The sequence below is a fragment of the Stenotrophomonas sp. YJH_SMC_33 genome (genome assembly GCF_059372295.1).
Window position 1 is genome coordinate 83,705 of the sequence record NZ_JCAFVJ010000011.1, and the last position, 16,556, is coordinate 100,260.

Sequence of the window (16,556 nt, forward strand, 5' to 3'; positions counted from 1 at the left end):
TCAGGCGTCGTCCTGCTTCAACGCCGCATCGGCCGCCAGCAGCGCCTCGGCGGCTGCACTGAGCGGCGGCGACGGCGGGGCAACCACACCGATCGCTTCCATCATCTTCGGCATGCCCAGGAACTGGCGCGCGCGACGGTCGTAGATGCCGGTGACCAGCAGCGCACGGGTGGCGATCTTCTGCTCGGGCCCGATCAGCACGCGCTGCTCCATGATGCCGCGCGAGCCGATCCAGCCGACCAGGCGTGTTTCCAGGGTGAAGCGCTGGAACGGCTTCAGTTCACGGCGGAACTGGATGGTGCCAGCGCCGACGATCGGTGCCCACTTCTCGCGCAGCGCCACCCGGCCCAGGCCCATGCGCAGGATCAGGTCCAGCCGGCCCAGATCGAAGATGTTCCAGTAGCGGCCGTTGGTCATGTGCAGGTTGCTGTCCAGGTCGTTGGGCAGTACCCGGAACTGCAGCCGTGAGACCCCGAACGGGGCCTCCAGCTTGGGCCGGAACAGGCTGCAAAGCAGTAGATGGAGCAGGCGGAACCAGAGATTCATGGCTATGACGACTGTTATAGAACGGCCGGTACGCTAATCTATGACGACTGTCTTAGCAAGGCGATCGCCGTGAGTCCACGACCCTCTGATGCCCCGCAACGGGTGATTGATGCCGCAGCACTGATGCTGGCGCGGGTAGGCCTCAATGCCACCAGCATCCGTGAGGTGACCAAGCTGGCCGAGGCGCCGTTGGGCTCCACCTACCACCATTTTCCTGGCGGCAAGCAGGAGCTTCTGGCGCGCGCCACCTACATGGCTGGCGACAAGGTGGAGGCGCTTCTCGTCGAGCTGTTGAAGGGAGGGGCGGTGCAGGGCCTGCAGCAGTTCCTGGCAATGTGGCGCGAGCGCCTGCTGCGCTCCGGGTTCCGGGCGGGCTGTCCGGTACTGGCCGCTGCCGTGGAGGAGCCGGTGGAGGCAGTGCCGAGCCAGCCCCGTGCAGCAGCTGCTGAAGTGTTCGCACGTTGGCAGGGGCATCTGGCCGCAGCCTTCATTGCCGACGGCCACCAACCTGCTGTGGCGGATGGGTTGGCCAGCCTGGTCATCGCCAGCGTGGAAGGCGCCGTGGCGATGTGCCGCGCACTGCAGGACATCGCCCCGTTCGACCAGGTCGCAGCGCAGTTGCTGAAGGCCGCCGCGCCACCTGAGCGCTAGAATGCACCCGAACGCACGACTGCGTGCCCGGCAAGGATGTCTGCATGTTGCACCACCTTTCCCTCGGCGTCCGTGACCTCGACGCCGCAGGCCGCTTTTACGATGCCGCACTCGCCGCACTCGGGTACCGCCGGGTGTTCGAGGACGAGACCGCGATCGGCTATGGGGTGGCCGATGATGAAGACGCGTTCTGCCTGAAGCTGCGTGATGACGCCGCAGCGCCGGGCCCCGGTTTCCACGTGGCGTTCGCTGCGGTGTCCGCAGCGGCCGTGGATGCGTTCCACGCAGCAGCCATGGCCAACGGAGGCGCTGACAATGGAGCGCCCGGACTGCGCCCCGATTACGGTGACTCCTACTATGCGGCGTTCGTGGTCGACCCCGAGGGCCATCGCATCGAGGCGGTGACCAAGGCGCGGCCGGCGTGAAGCAGCCGGGCATTCCGGCGCCAGCCCGCTGAAGTTGCCAATCGCATGCCGTAGCGCGTCATGGCCCATACCAGGCCGGCGATCGGCCAGCGCCCGTCCGCCCCTGGTACTCCCCAAGCCGTAGAGGCACGCGCAGTTTTCGATCCTGCCCGACTCTGCGCTATTATCCGCCGGGGGCCTCGGAACGTGGCCCGGCTTCAACCAACCCTGACAAGGACAAGCGCATGGATGTCGCTGCACGCAGGAACAGGACGTTGTTTCGTTGGATCATGGTGACGCTGCTGGCGGTACTGATGCCGTTTGCAGCGCTGGCGCAGCCCGCAGCCGGGCAGGCCGATGGCGCCGAAGCCGCCACTGCCACGGAAGAGGCGCAATGCCGCGCCTGCAGCTATGAACGCATCGGGCCCAAAGTCGATATCGGGCTGGTTGCATTAGTGTCGCTGCTGGTGGTGGGTCTGCTGATCGCAGCGTCGCGGGAATGGGGCAGCACGTCGCAGCGCTGGACCTGCCGCACGCTGGCTCTGTTGCTGGTGGGCATCGGCCTGGCGTTGTTGTGGTGGGCTGGCAGCGTCGTCTACCTGGGCTACAACCCGTGGCAGGAAATGGCCGCCCCCGTCGGTGGCTCGCTCACCTCGACACTGCTCACTACCTCACCGAAGTGGCTGGCGGCGCTGGTGTTGATTGGTTTCGCGCCTTCCATCTGGAAGCGCAGCGAACGCCTGCCGGCCTGGCGTATCGGCTGACCCTGGAACGACGGCGCCGGGTCAGACCCGGCGCCGCCTGCGGCCATCAGTCAAAGCGCCAGCGCACGCCCGCATAGACGCCACGGCCTTCGCCTGGCGTCGAGCGCGCGACATCCTTGCCGGCGTCGTCGTAGCCCGGCGTGACCGTGGCCGCGTAGTGGCGGTTGCCGATGTTGCGCATCTCCGCCCAGGCCTGCCAGCGACCACCGGGTGCCTCGTAGCCGATGCGGCTGCCGAAGATCACGTGGCTATCGGCCCAGTAGCTGTTGGCGTAGTCCACCGCGATGCGCGAGGCGTATTCGCTGTTCAGCGCGGCGTACAGGCCGGAGGCATGATCGAAGCGCAGCTCGGCCTGGTAGCTGTGGCGCGGCAGGCCCGGCAGGCGGTTGCTGCCGAAGCGCGCATCGTGGCGGTAACCGAAATCACTGAAGGTGTACGCCTGGCGCAACGACAGGCGCCCCGGCGCGGCCCGCCACAGTGTGCTGTCCAATCCGGCTTCGATGCCACGGTGCACGGTGGGGCTGGCGTTGTTCTCTGCGATGAACAGGTTCGGTACCGGCTGCAGCTCCACGCTCAACAATTCATGGTTCACGTGGGCGTAGTAGCCGGTCAGTTCCCAGCGACCCAGCGCCGCGTCACCGCGCGCGCCCAGTTCCAGCGTGGTGGCGGTCTGGTTCTGCATCGGCACCGGCGCGCGCTGGCGGCCGGTAGACGGGCCATTGCCCGGCCCGAAGTACTGGTTCGAGCCCCAGATCATCGACCACGGGTGCGGCGCCTCCACCGAGCGGCTGAGGTTGCCGAACCACTGCGTCTGCGCGCTGTGCTGCCAGGTGAAGCCCAGTCGCGGCGCGTAGTCCCAGTCGTGGTCGCGCAGGCGGCCGCCGCTGCTCGGCCAGGTCACCTGCACGTCGCGGCGGGTGCTGATCAGTGCCAGCCCGGTCTGCATGCGCAGGCGGTCGTTGAAGGTGAGGGTATTGCCGACGTGCAGCGTGCTGTCGGTGCCGTGGTGGCGGAAGTCACGCGTGCGCGTACCGGCGGCATAGCCGTTGCTGGCAAAGCGCAGCGACTCGCGCACATCGGCGTCCAGATCGTGGGTGACGCGCAGACCGATCGTGGTTTGGCTGTCCAGGCCGAACAGCCGGTGGCGGTGGTGGTAGTCCAGCGTGGCGTTGAGGTTGGCGTAGTCCAGCTGCTGGCGGTACAGGCTCTCGTTCAAGTCCATCGGGTACGTGTGGTAGACCAGCCCGGCCTGCAGCGAAGAATCCTCGTCGATCTGCAGCGTGGTGACATTGCCCACCCAGGTACTGCCCGGCTGCGGGCGGCGCGCATCGATGGCCAGGTTGGCCGCGTTTGCCGCATGCGGATCGTTGCGGATCTGATCGCGGGTCAAGCGACCGGGCGTTTCGTGATTGGTTTCGCGGTAGCGCACGAAGAAACGTGTCTGCAGGTCGGGCGTGATCTGCCAGCCGATGTTGGCCATCGCGCCCTTGCCGTCGCCGCGCGCATGGCGCTGATAACCATCGAACTCGGTATCGGTGTAAGCCAGGAAGTAGTCGACATCACCACTGGCGCCGCCCCAACTGATGCCGCGCTTCTGGTAGCCACGGCTGCCGGCTTCGTAGTGCAGCTGCACGCCCGCCGAATCACGTCCGCTGCGGCTGACGTAGTCGATGGCGCCGCCCAACGCGAGCGCGCCGCGTTCGAAGCCGTTGGCGCCGCGGAGCACTTCCACGCGCGACAACCACAGCGGTTCCAGCAGCTCGTAGGGCGTGCCGCCCGGGCCGGTCAGTGGCAGGCCGTCGATCGACACCGCAATGCCTGAGGCATGCGCGCCGGGGCCCCGGTTGATGCCCGAACCGCGGATCGAGATCCTGGTGCCCTCGTTGCCCGGCGACTGCGCGCTGATGCCGGGCTGGTAGGCCAGCACATCGGCGCTGCTGGAAAGGCGGCTGTCGGCCTTGGCCACGTCGATGACGTTGCTGGCGCCGGGTACACGCTTCAATGCCTCGCGCGCCTGGGCACTGGCATCAGTGGCAGCGGTGACGTGCACGGCATCCAGCGTGGTGGCCTGTGGGGCCGCAGCGGCGGTGGAAGCTAGGCCGAGGGAAACGGCCAGGACCAGCGGTGATCGGGTGGGGCGGTACAACGAGAGCGACATGCTGGAATGCTGTAAACCACGAAAGTTGCGCGCAAGTTAACAGGTCGACGGCGCCACGTCACCCATCGGCGGCGTATGGCCGCCCGCCGCGTTCCTGTAGAGCCGAGCCCGCGCTCGGCTAATCGCGCAGCGCCGGTTGTCTGCCATCGCGACGAAGAGCAGCCGAGCATGGGCTCGGCTCTACAGCAGGGTTTATGGCGAGGGTTTCGTCAGCGTCTTCGACTTTGCGTAGAACTGATCAGCTGCTTCCTTCTCGCCCAATGCCGCATGACACTCGGCCAGGCTGTCCCACACATTGGCCGAATCCGGATACAGCTCGGTGTTGAGGGCGAATACCTTCAACGCCCTGCGTGCACCAAGGCTCTCGCGGATGGCATAGCCACTGGCGTTGATCGCACGTTCCAGCTCGCTGCCCGTCACCCGGTTGTCATCGCGCAACCAGCTGCGTATCGCCTGGGCAGCGCCTGCGTCATCGTCCAGCGCATACGCGATCAGCCGCTCGGACAGTACCGCATGCGGAAACTCCTGCGGCGCGGCCACCGCCATCGTGCTTTCCACCAGCGTGCTCGACCAGACATTGCGGGCGCTGCCGTTGGTCAGGTAAACGAATACCCAGTAGCCGCTGGCCAGCGTGCCCTTGTAGGCCAATCGCGTACGTACACGGGTGCCGCCATCATGGCCGACCTGGGTGTAGCCGTCACTGCGGGTGGTGTCCCAGCCGGTGGAGAAGAAATTGCTGCCGCCACCACTCAGTTTCTGCGGCTGCCAGAGTTCTTCCAAGGTCGCCGTGCGCACCAGCTTGCCGGTGGCCAGTGCTTGCAGGAAGCGGTTCATGTCGCCCACGGTGGTCTGCAGGTCGGCATGGCCCCAGCCGTAGTCCGGCCAAGGGTCTTCATTGGCCGGCTGCAGTTGGCCGTCCTTGCCGATGTACGGCACCGCCGCGCGCGTGGCTGGCACGCTGGTGACACCCCACGAGGTGCTGGCCATCTTCAAAGGCTGCAGGATGCGTTCGCGTGCGATGGCCGGGTAGGGCTTGCGATAGTGCGCTTCCAGCAACGCCGTCAGCACCAGGTAGTTCGCCTGGGTGTACTGCACGCGGCTGCCGGTGGCGAACTGCATCGGTGCAGCGCCGGCCACCTTCAGCGCAGTGCCAAGGTCAGGCGCTACACCGGGGTAGCCCTTGCTCACCCAGCGGTTATCCACCCGGTTGTAGTACTCGCCGATACCCGAGCTGTGGTTGAGGAAATCACGCACGTGGATCGCCTGCCATGCAATCGGCAGGTCCGGAACATAACGGCTGGCCGGCGCGTCAAGATCCACCTTGCCCCGGTCCACCAGTTGCATCACCAGCGTGCTTGTCAGCAATTTAGCCATGGACTGCGCGGCGAAGATGGAATCGACGGCGGCAGGTGTGTGCGTAGCGCGATCACGTTCGCCGCTGGCGCCCTGGTACAGCACCTGGTCGTTGTGTGCGACCAGCACCGCCTGGCCGGCAATGCCGTAGCACTCGCGGTTGACCTGCAGTTGGGTGTCGAGCTGATTGGAAAGATCGCCGGGGGACTCATGCGCCGAAGCGATCGGAGCGGCCAAGAGGGCGCAGCGCAATGCAGCAGCAAGGGTGCGGTACATCGCGATGATCCATCAGCGGTGATGGCGCATGTTGATCAGCGGCGGTCGACGGGTCAAGCGGAGGCGGGCGCCTATGTGAATGCGTGAATTTCCAATGGCCTGTCGTAAACAGCTCTTCGCGACTGATGAGGCACCAGATATAAGAGTGCCTCAGCCCACACCGACGCGATAGTCTTAAGCGGGTTTAGACGACTCCACCCATGCGGCGATGCTTCAGGCGCTGGCTTGAGCATCGATTCGATCGATGCCCGGCGGCGTTTCACTCCAGCACCAGAGTTGTCTTGGTGCGCGCGTACAATCGAATGCCACTCCATTGATGGACAGGTGCAAGCAGTGCCAACTGCCACCAACGACGCTTTGATCAAGAGCCAACTTCTGGACGAGCTGTTGCGGGCTTCGCAAATGCTCACTTCAGAAGAGGTTGCGGTATTTGACCGGACGGTTCAGGCGCTATCAGGTCTGGGGTTCTCCAGTCGGGAGCTGGAAGTTCTCTTCTCGATGTTCGCCGATGACACTCCGCATCATGAAGTCATGTGGGGCCTTCTTCATCTTGTCGAGGCAAGTGACGGCGACAGCATGGTTTCCGCGCTTGTCCAATCAGCTCCGCACATGCGTCGCGTGGCACCAGAATGGTTGGAGACTTTCATCTGCAGATTGCTTAATAGTGATCTACACAGAAATGTGTTGATTGCTTATCTGAAGAGCATGGCCTCGACGAAGGGTGCAGCAGAAGTCGTCTCCTTGATCAAAGCGCTGAAGGATGATGCGTCGGACAGTATTCGAGCAAGGGCATCGGTGGTCGCCTCGGCATTGATGTAGCGGAGTGAGCGCCGACCTAGGTCGGCATCTACCAGAGCGTCCCAGCACCAGAAAGGGGCAGACGGCGGCCGGCGGCACGGACAATGCATGGGCGGTGCCGGCCAGCGGCCGGCACTACCCAGAACTTGATCAGCCGAGGATTCCCGGCAGATCCAGTCCCTTTTCCTTCGCGCAGTCGATCGCGATCTCATAGCCCGCATCGACATGGCGCATCACGCCGGTGGCCGGATCGTTCCACAGCACGCGGCCAATCCGCTTCGCCGCTGCCTCGGTGCCATCGCACACGATCACCATGCCGGCGTGCTGCGAGAAGCCCATGCCGACGCCGCCACCGTGATGCAGCGACACCCAGGTCGCGCCGCTGGCGGTGTTGAGCAGGGCGTTCAGCAGCGGCCAGTCGGACACCGCATCGGAACCGTCGGCCATCGCTTCGGTTTCGCGGTTCGGCGAGGCGACGCTGCCACTGTCCAGGTGGTCGCGCCCGATCACCACCGGCGCCTTCAGTTCGCCGTTGGCGACCATCTCGTTGAACGCCAGGCCGAGTCGATCGCGATCACCCAGGCCGACCCAGCAGATGCGTGCCGGCAGGCCCTGGAACTTGATCTTCTCGGCGGCCATGTCCAGCCAGCGGTGCAGGTGCGGGTTGTCCGGAATCAGTTCCTTCACCTTTGCATCGGTCCTGGCGATGTCTTCCGGATCACCGCTCAGTGCCGCCCAGCGGAACGGGCCGATGCCGCGGCAGAACAGTGGGCGGATATAGGCCGGCACGAACCCCGGGAAATCGAAGGCATTGGCCACGCCTTCTTCCAGTGCCATCTGCCGCAGGTTGTTGCCGTAGTCCACGGTCGGCACGCCCAGCGCGTGGAAGCCGAGCATGGCGCGGATGTGGTTGGCCATCGATGCACGCGCAGCCTTCTCCACTTCCTTCGGTGCACTCACACGCTTCTCGTCCCACTGCTCGACCGTCCAGCCCTGTGGCAGGTAGCCGTTCACCGGGTCGTGCGCGGAGGTCTGGTCGGTCAGCAGGTCCGGCTTCACGCCACGCTTGAGCAGTTCGGCCAGCACATCGGCAACGTTGCCGAGCAGGCCCACCGACTTCGGCGTGCCGGCCTTGCACGACTCGTCGATCAGGCGCAGCGCTTCGTCCAGGTTGTCGGTCCAGGTGTCGAGGTAGCCGGTGCGCAGGCGCATGTCGATGCTGCTCTTGCGGCATTCGACGGCCAGGCAGGAGGCGCCGGCCATCACGGCAGCCAGCGGCTGTGCGCCGCCCATGCCGCCCAGGCCACCGGTGAACAGCCACTTGCCGGTCAGGTCGCCACCGAAATGCTGGCGCCCCATTTCCACGAAGGTCTCGTAGGTGCCCTGCACGATGCCCTGTGCACCGATGTAGATCCAGCTGCCGGCGGTCATCTGGCCGTACATGGCCAGGCCCTTCTTGTCCAGCTCGTTGAAGTGGTCCCAGTTGGCCCAGCGCGGCACAAGGTTGGAATTGGCGATCAGCACGCGCGGCGCGTCGGCGTGGGTGCGGAACACGCCTACCGGCTTGCCCGACTGCACCAGCAGGGTCTGGTCGTCGTCCAGGCGCTTGAGCGTCTCGACGATGGCATCGAAGCTCTCCCAGTCGCGCGCGGCGCGGCCGATGCCGCCGTACACCACCAGTTCTTGCGGGCGCTCGGCCACGTCCGGGTGCAGGTTGTTCATCAGCATGCGCAGCGGCGCTTCGGTCAGCCAGCTTTTGGCGTTGAGCGTGGTGCCGGTCGGCGCGGCAATGGTGCGGGACGGGTCGTTGCGGGTCATGCGGCGCTCCGGTTCGTAGCGAATTCAAGGCAGGCGTTGAGCACCTGCGCCAGGGTGTGGCGCAGCGGTGCGGCGTGGGCGGGGTCGAGCGGGGTGGGCCAGCTGTGTTCGTCTACCTGGTCGGGCAGCGGCTCGTGCATGTAGCCGCGGCAGGCAAGTTCCATCTGCAGGCTGTGCACGCCGCCGGCGATGTTGCTGTAGTGGCGGGTGATCCAGCCGCCCTTGAAGCGGCCGTTGCGCACCTGGCTCATGCCGCTGATCTTCAGCAGGTTTTCCACAACATCGCTCAAGGCGTTGTCGCAGGACGTGTCGGGTGCGCCGGACGGCCCGGCGGTACCGAGGTTGAACTGCGGCAGCTCGCCATCGAACAGGTGCGGAATATGCGAGCGGATCGAATGCGCGTCGTACACCACCACCGTACCGTGCTGCGCGCGCAGGCGGGTGATCTGTGCGGCCAGCGCATCGTGGTAGGGCAGGAAATATGTGTCGCGGCGCCGCGCGATCTCGGCGTCATCCGGCTCGCGGCCCGCGTGGTACAGCGGCTGGTTGTCGAAGGTGGTCAGCGGGCACAGGCCGGTGGTGTTCTGGCCCGGGTACAGCGACACACCGCTGGGATCGCGGTTGAGGTCGATCACCGAACGTGAGATCGCCGAGCGCACCGTGGTCGCGCCCATGCCGCGCACGAAGTCGTACAGCTCGTGCACCCACCAGTCGGCATCGCGGCGCGCCAGCCACGGCGAGTGGTAGTCGCCGATCAGGTCGTGCGGCAGCTCGCTGCCGGTATGCGGGAAGCTGACGATGAGGGGGGCGTCGCCTTCGTGCACCGTCAGCCATTCGGGACGGGTATTCATGCGTGGGGTTCCACGGTTGGCAGCAGGTCGGTCAGGCCCTGCGCCAGCGCGCCACTGCGCACCAGATTCGTGGCTGTCACCATGTCCGGATGGAAGTAGCGGTCTTCTTCCAGCGTCGGCACCTGCGCGCGCAGGGCGGCGCGCACGGTTTCCAGCGCGGCACTGGAGCGCAGCGGCGCATGGAAGTCGCAGCCCTGCGCCGCGGCCAGCAGTTCGATGCCGATCACGTTGGCCGCGTTCTCGGCCATCTGCATCAGGCGCCGCGCACCGTGCGCGGCCATCGACACGTGGTCTTCCTGGTTGGCCGAGGTCGGGATCGAATCAACACTGGCCGGGTAGGCGCGCTGCTTGTTCTCTGAGACCAGCGCGGCGGCGGTCACCTGCGGAATCATGAAGCCGGAATTCAGGCCCGGGCGCGGGGTCAGGAACGCCGGCAGGCCGGACAGCGCCGGGTCCACCAGCATCGCCAGGCGGCGCTCGCTGATCGAACCGATCTCGCACACCGCCATCGCCAGCATGTCGGCGGCGAAGGCTACCGGCTCGGCGTGGAAGTTGCCACCGGACAACGCTTCGCCGGTATCGGTGAACACCAGTGGATTGTCGGACACGCCGTTGGCTTCGATTTCCAGCGTGGTCGCGGCCTGGCGCAGGATATCCAGCGCCGCCCCCATCACCTGCGGCTGGCAGCGCAGGCAGTACGGGTCCTGCACGCGCACGTCGTTGTCGCGGTGCGATTCGCGGATGCCTGAGCCGTGCATCAGCGTGCGCAGGGTGGCGGCGGTGGCGATCTGCCCGCGCTGGCCACGGATGGCATGGATGCGCGGATCGAACGGCGTGTCCGAACCCTTGGCCGCTTCCACCGACAACGCGCCGGTGACCAATGCCGCCTGGAACACGGTTTCGATTTCGAACAGGCCGGCCAGCGCATAGGCGGTGGAGAACTGGGTGCCGTTGAGCAGCGCCAGGCCTTCCTTCGCGCCCAGTTCGATCGGCTGCAGGCCAGCACGCGCCAGCGCGTCGGTTGCGGGCAGGCGTTCGTCACCGATGTAGGCTTCGCCCACGCCCAGCATCACGCTGGCCAGGTGCGAAAGCGGTGCCAGATCGCCGGAAGCACCCACCGAGCCTTGTGCCGGCACCACGGGCAACACGCCCTTGACCAGCATCGCTTCGAGCAGCAGCAGGGTTTCCTCGCGAATGCCCGATGCGCCTTGCGCCAGGCTGACCAGCTTCAGCGCCATCATCAACCGCACCACGTTGGCCGGCATCGGTTCGCCCACGCCAGCAGCGTGCGAGAGCACGATATTGCGCTGCAGGGTGGCCAGGTCTTCGCGCTCGATGCGCACGCTGGCCAGCTTGCCGAAGCCGGTGTTGATGCCATACACCGGCGCACCCTTGGCGACGATGGCGGCGACTGCAGCAGCACTGGCGCGCACTACCGGCAGCGCGGCCGGATCCAGTGCAAGCGGTGCACCGCGATAGACCTGCCGCCACTGGGCGAGAGTGACATGGCCGGGGCGAAGAACCAGGGTGTTGCTCATGTGTTGCTCCAGGAGGCAGGCAGGTCGGGCTGCCCGCGCACCACGCGCGCGTGCAGCGGGTTGAATCCAATGCGATAGACCAGGTCGGCGGGGGCGTCGATGTCCCAGATCGCCAGGTCGCAGTCCATGCCGACGGCCAGGCGGCCGATACGCTCGCCATGGCCCAGTGCGCGCGCCGCTTCACGGGTGAAGCCGGCGATGCACTCATCCACGGTCAGGCGGAACAGGGTCGCGCCCATGTTCATCGCCAGGAGCGGGCTGGTCAGCGGCGAGGTGCCGGGGTTGCTGTCGGTGGCCAGCGCCAGCGGCACGCCGGCCGCACGCAGCGCAGCGATCGGCGGCAGGGTGGTATCGCGGGTGAAATAGAAGGCACCGGGCAACAGCACGGCGACGGTGCCGGCGGCGGCCATCGCGGCGATGCCGGCATCGTCCAGATGTTCGATATGGTCGGCCGAGAGAGCACCGAAGCTGGCCGCCAGTTCAGCACCATGCTGGTTGCTCAGCTGCTCGGCATGGATCTTCACCGCCAGCCCGTTCGCGCGCGCCGCTTCGAAGACCTGCCGCGCCTGCGCCGGCGAGAAGGCGATGTTTTCGCAGAACACATCCACCGCTTCGGCCAGGCCTTCCGCGGCGATGGCCGGAATCATCACGTCGCACACCTCGTCGATGTACTCCTGTGCCTCGCGGCCCGGCGGAATCGCGTGCGCGCCGAGGAAGGTGGTCACCACGTTGACCCGGCATTCCTCACCCAATGCACGCGCCACCTGCAGCTGCTTGCGTTCGTCGGGCAAGGTCAGGCCGTAGCCGGACTTGATCTCGATCGTGGTCACGCCTTCGGCACGCATCGCCAGCAGGCGCGGCCGGCTTTCGCAGGCCAGCTGTTCCGGCGTCGCGGCGCGGGTGGCGCGCACGGTGGAGACGATGCCGCCGCCGGCACGGGCGATGTCGGCATAGCTGACGCCCTGCAGACGCTGCTCGAATTCGTTGGCGCGGTTGCCGGCGTAGACCAGGTGGGTGTGGCAGTCGATCAGGCCGGGCGAAATCCAGCGGCCTTCGCCATCGATGCGGGTGGTGGGCTTCAGGTGGGCGTCGCTGCCGGCCGGGCCAACGTGGACGATGCGGCCGTCGGCGCAGGCCAGTACGCCATCGCGGATGACACCCAGGCCGTCGCCGTCGAGGGTGATCAGGTGGACGTTGGACCAGAGGGTATCGACGTGCATGGCATCCACAACGCGGCTGTGCTTATATGTCTATACAATATAGGCGTCCATTTCGGGTTGTCCAGCCATGTCCGATTCGCGTTCCCCGCACAGTTTCCATGCTGCCCACGCCTTGCTGGCCGAGGGCTGGGCCCGCGATGTCCGCCTGCAGGTGCAGGACGGCCGCGTCACGGCGATCCACACGGGGCAGGGCGCCCAGCACGACGACACCCGCGTCGGCATCCTGGTGCCCGGCCTGCCCAACCTGCACAGCCATGCCTTCCAGCGTGGCATGGCCGGCCTGACCGAGATCGGCGGCGGTGACGGTGACAGCTTCTGGAGCTGGCGCGAGCTGATGTACCGCTTCCTGGCCCACCTGCGACCGGACGCGGTGCAGGCCATCGCCGCCCAGGCCTACATGGAAATGCTGGAAAGCGGCTTTACCCGCGTCGGTGAATTCCACTACCTGCACCACGACGCCGATGGTCGCGCCTATGCCAACCGCGCCGAGATGAGTGCACGGATCGCGGCGGCAGCCGAGCAGACCGGCATCGGCCTGACCCTGCTGCCGGTGTTCTATGCGCATGCCGATTTCGGCGGGGCGGCGCCGAATCCAGCGCAGCGGCGCCTGATCCACGACGTGGAGGGTTTCGCGCAGCTGCTGGAGGCCGCCAAGCCGGCATTGGCCGCGCTGCCCGACGCGGTGCTCGGCATCGCACCGCACAGCCTGCGTGCGGTCACCGGCGAGGAACTGAGTGCGTTGCTGCCGCTAACCGACGGCCCGGTGCACATCCATATCGCCGAGCAGGTGCGCGAAGTGGAGGCCTGCCTGGCCTGGAGCGGCCAGCGCCCGGTGCAGTGGCTGTACAACCATGCGCCGGTGGATGCGCGCTGGTGCCTGGTGCATGCCACCCACATCACCGATGACGAGCGCGCGGCCATTGTGGCCAGCCAGGCCGTGGCCGGCCTGTGCCCGATCACCGAGGCCAACCTGGGCGACGGGCTGTTCCCGATGCAGGCATTCGCGCGCGAGGGCGGACGCTTCGGCGTCGGCTCCGATTCCAATGTGCTGATCGATGCGGCCGAAGAACTGCGCCTGCTTGAATACGGCCAGCGGCTGACCCTGCGCGGTCGCAACGTGCTGGCGCCGGATGCCACCCGCAGCACCGGTCGCTTCCTGTTCGAAGGCGCACTGCACGGTGGTGCACAGGTGCTGGGCGTGCCCGCTGGCCTGCAGGTGGGCGCCAGTGCCGACCTGGTCGAACTGGATGCCGGGCACCCCGCGCTGCAGGCGCGACAGGATGACGCATGGCTTGACAGCTGGGTGTTCGCCGCACGTAATGGCGCGCTGCGATCGGTCTGGCGCCATGGCCGCCAATGCGTGGCCGAGGGCCGCCACCTGCAGCGCGAGGCGATCACCACCGCCTTCGCCGCCGCCCTGCGCGGCGTGCTGGGCTGATCGCCTCCCGCTACCGAGACCCCATTACGTGAAGGCCAGCAAGTCCGCCACGCTCAACCAGCGTATCCGCAGCGATCTGGAAAGCCGCATCCTCAGTGGAGAGTGGGCGCCGGGCTTCCGCATTCCATACGAACACGAGCTGATGGAGCAGTACGGCTGCTCGCGGATGACGGTGAACAAAGTGCTGACCGCGCTGGCCGAGAGCGGCATGATCGAACGTCGCCGTCGTGCGGGTTCGTTCGTGGCGCGGCAACCCCCGCACCTTGAGCAGGTGGCGCTGGAGATTCCCGATATCGCGATGGAGGTGGGCTCGCGCGGCCATCAGTACGCCTATCGTCTGCTGCAGCGCGACCTGCGTCTGGCTGAAGTGGGCAATGCCGGCGAAGTGGAACTGGCCGGCAGCGCGATGCTGCTGGCGATGCGTTGCCTGCACCTGGCCGATGGCCGTCCGCTGGCACTTGAGCATCGCCTGATCAGCCCCGTCGGCGTGCCCGAGGTGCTGGACGTCGATTTCAGTACCACCGCGCCGGGCAGCTGGCTGCTGCAGAACGTGTCGTGGACCCGCGCCCAGCACCGCATCAGTGCCTGGGGGGCAGATACCGCCACCGCCAGGCTGCTGGACGTGAAGCCCGGTACCGCCTGCCTGGTGATCGAACGCCTGACCTGGCGTGGCGAACAGCCGATCACCCGCGTGCGCCAGGTGTTCCTGGGGGATGCCTGGGACCTGGTCGCGCGCTTCGCGCCGGGCGCGCGATAGGGATTCCATCCACGCGTGGCGTGGATCTACTGGGCCGGAACGACTGTCGCCTTGAACTCTGTCGGGGCGTGTGTACGATGTGTATCGCCCTGCATGAAGAGCAGGGACCTCATCCGGGATCTGGAAGCGGCAGGTTGGATCTGTCGCCGGATCCGCGGATCCCATCATGTATTCGTGCACCCGCAGCACCCTCACATCATCACCGTTCCTCACCCAAAGGAAGGATCCGGGGAAAGGACTGGTGCAGGCGTTGCGGAAGCTCGCAGGACTGACGCAGGAGGGCCCATGCGATATCCAGTCTTGATCGAGGCAGGCGATGAGCGCACCGCGTGGGGTGTGGTCGTTCCAGATCTGCCGGGGTGCTTCTCGGCGGCCAACACGCTTGATGATGCGCTCAGCGCTGCCGAGGAAGCTGCACTCGCCTGGATTGATGCGGCCCTGGATGAGGGGCGCCCGATTCCGACACCTTCCGCGCCGCAGAAGATCGCCGCCGAGGCATCCAAGGACATCCGTTGGATTCTTGCGTACATCTGCATTGATCCGGCTCTGCTGGACGATACCATCGAGCGGGTCAATATCAGCCTGCCACGCCGGATCCTGGCGAGGCTGGATGCGCAGGCCAGAGCGGCGGGTGAATCGCGCTCCAGTTACATCGCCCATCTCGCAGCATTGGGCTGAGCTGGCGCCATGTGGCGCCGAGCCGATGCTCGGCTGCTGTTCGCGTGTGGCTCAACTCTGCAAAGGCATCCACGCGTGGCGTGGATCTACCAAGGGGTCGCGCATCGGGGTTCAGTAAAACCACGCCACGCGTGGATGCGGCCCCATCAGTACGTGGCGCATTGGCGCCAGCGCACCGGCTCATCCACGCCGGGGCGGGCGTTGAGCTGGATGCGCACGTTGCGCAGGGCGGGGTAGTGCAGCACTTCCTCGCAGACCTGCGGCCACACCGCGTCCAGCTCGCCCGTGCGGTTGATCGCCAGCGTCTGCCGGGTCAGCCAGACCCCGCTGGCGATACCGGGCTTGCCGGCCAAGGCGCGGGACAGATCGGCCTGGAAACGCTCCAGCGTGGCGGCATCCGGGTTGGGGTTGCTGCGCGCGTCGGCTGAGGGCGTGGCCGGTGCAGGCGCAGCGGCCGGCGGCGTGGTGGCGGGGGCCGGCGCCGGTTCGGGCGCCGCTTCAACCGCAGGCGCAACCGGCGCGGGGGTGTCCGCCACCTCGGCAACAGGCGGGGTGTCCTGCACATGCAAGCCTTGCAGGCTCAATCCCACCAGCAGGCCCAGCGTGACCGCGCCGAGCGCGGCAATGGCGATCCGGCGCAGGGCTTCATGGCGGGCGCTGGCGCGCACACGGGTTTCGATTTCTGCCGGCAGGTAGGGCTGCAGCAACGGCCACAGGCGCGGACCGTCCAGTACTTCTACCGCCTGCTTCTCGGCAGCGCTGCGCCCGTCGCGTTCCATCCGGCCTTCGGTCAGCAGCACGCCGCCCTTGGCGCCGGCCAGGCGCGCAGCAGCCCCCAGCTCGTTCACTGCGGCGGTGCCGATACGGTAGGCAAGGCCATGCTTGCAGGACACCAGCCACTGGTTGGGGCCGTCGCTGAGCAGGAAGTCGCTGCTCGGCTCGCGGGATTCCTCCGCCGGGTCATTCAGTTCACGCAGGCCGCGCTGTTCGCGCAGCATGCGCTTGACCAGTACCGAGAACTCGCGCCAGTGCATGCCGGCCAGGGCTTGCAGGCCGAGTTGCATCTCCTTCTGCCGCCGCTTGATCCACCACAGATAGACAACAGCCAGGGAACAGGTAAGCAGGGCCGACAGCAGGGCCAGGATCCAGGGGAGCATGCAGGAGTAGGGCGGAAGGAGCGAAAGCGGAGAACGACAGTGTAAAGGTCGCGGTACCTGGCCGGGTCAGGAGGTTCCTGACAGGAAGCGTGATGGAACGCCCAGTTCGGAATACAACAGGCACGAAAAACCCGCCAATCCTGAAGCCG

Annotated in this window: 15 protein-coding genes and 1 pseudogene; 8 read left to right on the top strand and 8 right to left on the bottom strand. The window is 66.6% G+C overall.

Annotated elements, in window-relative coordinates:
- Entirely contained in the window at nt 1-546 is a 546-nt protein-coding gene (locus AC5P9W_RS15960) for a thioesterase family protein (protein ID WP_005410204.1), read from the bottom strand.
- A gap of 69 nt (nt 547-615) precedes the next feature.
- On the opposite strand from AC5P9W_RS15960, the gene AC5P9W_RS15965 reads away from it, so the two are divergent.
- From AC5P9W_RS15965 to AC5P9W_RS15975, 3 genes are all read left to right on the top strand, one after another.
- A complete protein-coding gene (locus tag AC5P9W_RS15965; RefSeq protein ID WP_206621508.1) occupies nt 616-1,197 on the top strand; it encodes a TetR/AcrR family transcriptional regulator in 582 nt (193 codons plus the stop codon).
- Nucleotides 1,198-1,241: 44 nt separating this feature from the next.
- Complete coding sequence (locus tag AC5P9W_RS15970; protein ID WP_206621507.1) at nt 1,242-1,622, top strand: VOC family protein; 381 nt, start codon at nt 1,242-1,244, stop codon at nt 1,620-1,622.
- Between the two features lie 224 nt (nt 1,623-1,846).
- Nucleotides 1,847-2,365, top strand: a complete 519-nt coding sequence (locus AC5P9W_RS15975) for a hypothetical protein (RefSeq protein ID WP_206621506.1) — start codon at nt 1,847-1,849, stop codon at nt 2,363-2,365.
- Nucleotides 2,366-2,411: 46 nt separating this feature from the next.
- On the opposite strand, the gene AC5P9W_RS15980 is transcribed toward AC5P9W_RS15975, so the two are convergent.
- Both AC5P9W_RS15980 and AC5P9W_RS15985 read right to left on the bottom strand, forming a co-directional pair.
- Nucleotides 2,412-4,523, bottom strand: a complete 2,112-nt coding sequence (locus AC5P9W_RS15980) for a TonB-dependent receptor domain-containing protein (protein ID WP_206621505.1) — start codon at nt 4,521-4,523, stop codon at nt 2,412-2,414.
- Nucleotides 4,524-4,715: 192 nt separating this feature from the next.
- Nucleotides 4,716-6,152 (bottom strand): serine hydrolase domain-containing protein, encoded by a 1,437-nt coding sequence (locus tag AC5P9W_RS15985; protein WP_111102621.1) that lies wholly within the window; start codon nt 6,150-6,152, stop codon nt 4,716-4,718.
- Nucleotides 6,153-6,377: 225 nt separating this feature from the next.
- On the opposite strand from AC5P9W_RS15985, the gene AC5P9W_RS15990 reads away from it, so the two are divergent.
- A complete protein-coding gene (locus AC5P9W_RS15990; protein WP_171954503.1) occupies nt 6,378-6,971 on the top strand; it encodes an Imm30 family immunity protein in 594 nt (197 codons plus the stop codon).
- 129 nt (nt 6,972-7,100) lie between these two features.
- On the opposite strand, the gene hutU is transcribed toward AC5P9W_RS15990, so the two are convergent.
- From hutU to hutI, 4 genes are read right to left on the bottom strand one after another with little or no spacing between them, the layout of a single operon-like run.
- Nucleotides 7,101-8,768: a urocanate hydratase gene (hutU, locus tag AC5P9W_RS15995; protein ID WP_206621504.1), complete on the bottom strand. Its 1,668-nt coding sequence runs from the start codon at nt 8,766-8,768 to the stop codon at nt 7,101-7,103.
- Nucleotides 8,765-9,619: an N-formylglutamate deformylase gene (gene hutG / locus AC5P9W_RS16000; protein WP_111098181.1), complete on the bottom strand. Its 855-nt coding sequence runs from the start codon at nt 9,617-9,619 to the stop codon at nt 8,765-8,767. The genes hutU and hutG overlap by 4 nt, the downstream gene beginning before the upstream one ends.
- Nucleotides 9,616-11,157: a histidine ammonia-lyase gene (gene hutH, locus AC5P9W_RS16005; RefSeq protein WP_111098180.1), complete on the bottom strand. Its 1,542-nt coding sequence runs from the start codon at nt 11,155-11,157 to the stop codon at nt 9,616-9,618. The genes hutG and hutH overlap by 4 nt, the downstream gene beginning before the upstream one ends.
- A complete protein-coding gene (gene hutI, locus AC5P9W_RS16010) occupies nt 11,154-12,377 on the bottom strand; it encodes an imidazolonepropionase (protein WP_111098208.1) in 1,224 nt (407 codons plus the stop codon). The genes hutH and hutI overlap by 4 nt, the downstream gene beginning before the upstream one ends.
- Nucleotides 12,378-12,444: 67 nt before the next feature.
- On the opposite strand from hutI, the gene AC5P9W_RS16015 reads away from it, so the two are divergent.
- The 4 genes and pseudogenes from AC5P9W_RS16015 (at nt 12,445) to AC5P9W_RS16030 (ending at nt 15,250) form a co-directional block, all read left to right on the top strand.
- Nucleotides 12,445-13,815, top strand: a complete 1,371-nt coding sequence (locus AC5P9W_RS16015; RefSeq protein ID WP_206621503.1) for a formimidoylglutamate deiminase — start codon at nt 12,445-12,447, stop codon at nt 13,813-13,815.
- Between the two features lie 28 nt (nt 13,816-13,843).
- Nucleotides 13,844-14,572 (top strand): histidine utilization transcriptional repressor HutC, encoded by a 729-nt coding sequence (gene hutC / locus AC5P9W_RS16020; protein ID WP_111102615.1) that lies wholly within the window; start codon nt 13,844-13,846, stop codon nt 14,570-14,572.
- Between the two features lie 93 nt (nt 14,573-14,665).
- Nucleotides 14,666-14,734 (top strand): annotated as a pseudogene (locus tag AC5P9W_RS16025) (type II toxin-antitoxin system HicA family toxin); the annotation flags it as partial.
- 138 nt (nt 14,735-14,872) lie between these two features.
- Nucleotides 14,873-15,250, top strand: a complete 378-nt coding sequence (locus AC5P9W_RS16030) for a type II toxin-antitoxin system HicB family antitoxin (protein WP_021202768.1) — start codon at nt 14,873-14,875, stop codon at nt 15,248-15,250.
- Between the two features lie 146 nt (nt 15,251-15,396).
- On the opposite strand, the gene AC5P9W_RS16035 is transcribed toward AC5P9W_RS16030, so the two are convergent.
- The gene (locus AC5P9W_RS16035; RefSeq protein ID WP_021202769.1) at nt 15,397-16,407 is read right to left on the bottom strand and encodes a restriction endonuclease; all 1,011 of its coding nucleotides are present in this window, start codon (nt 16,405-16,407) and stop codon (nt 15,397-15,399) included.
- Between the last annotated feature and the right edge of the window lie 149 nt (nt 16,408-16,556).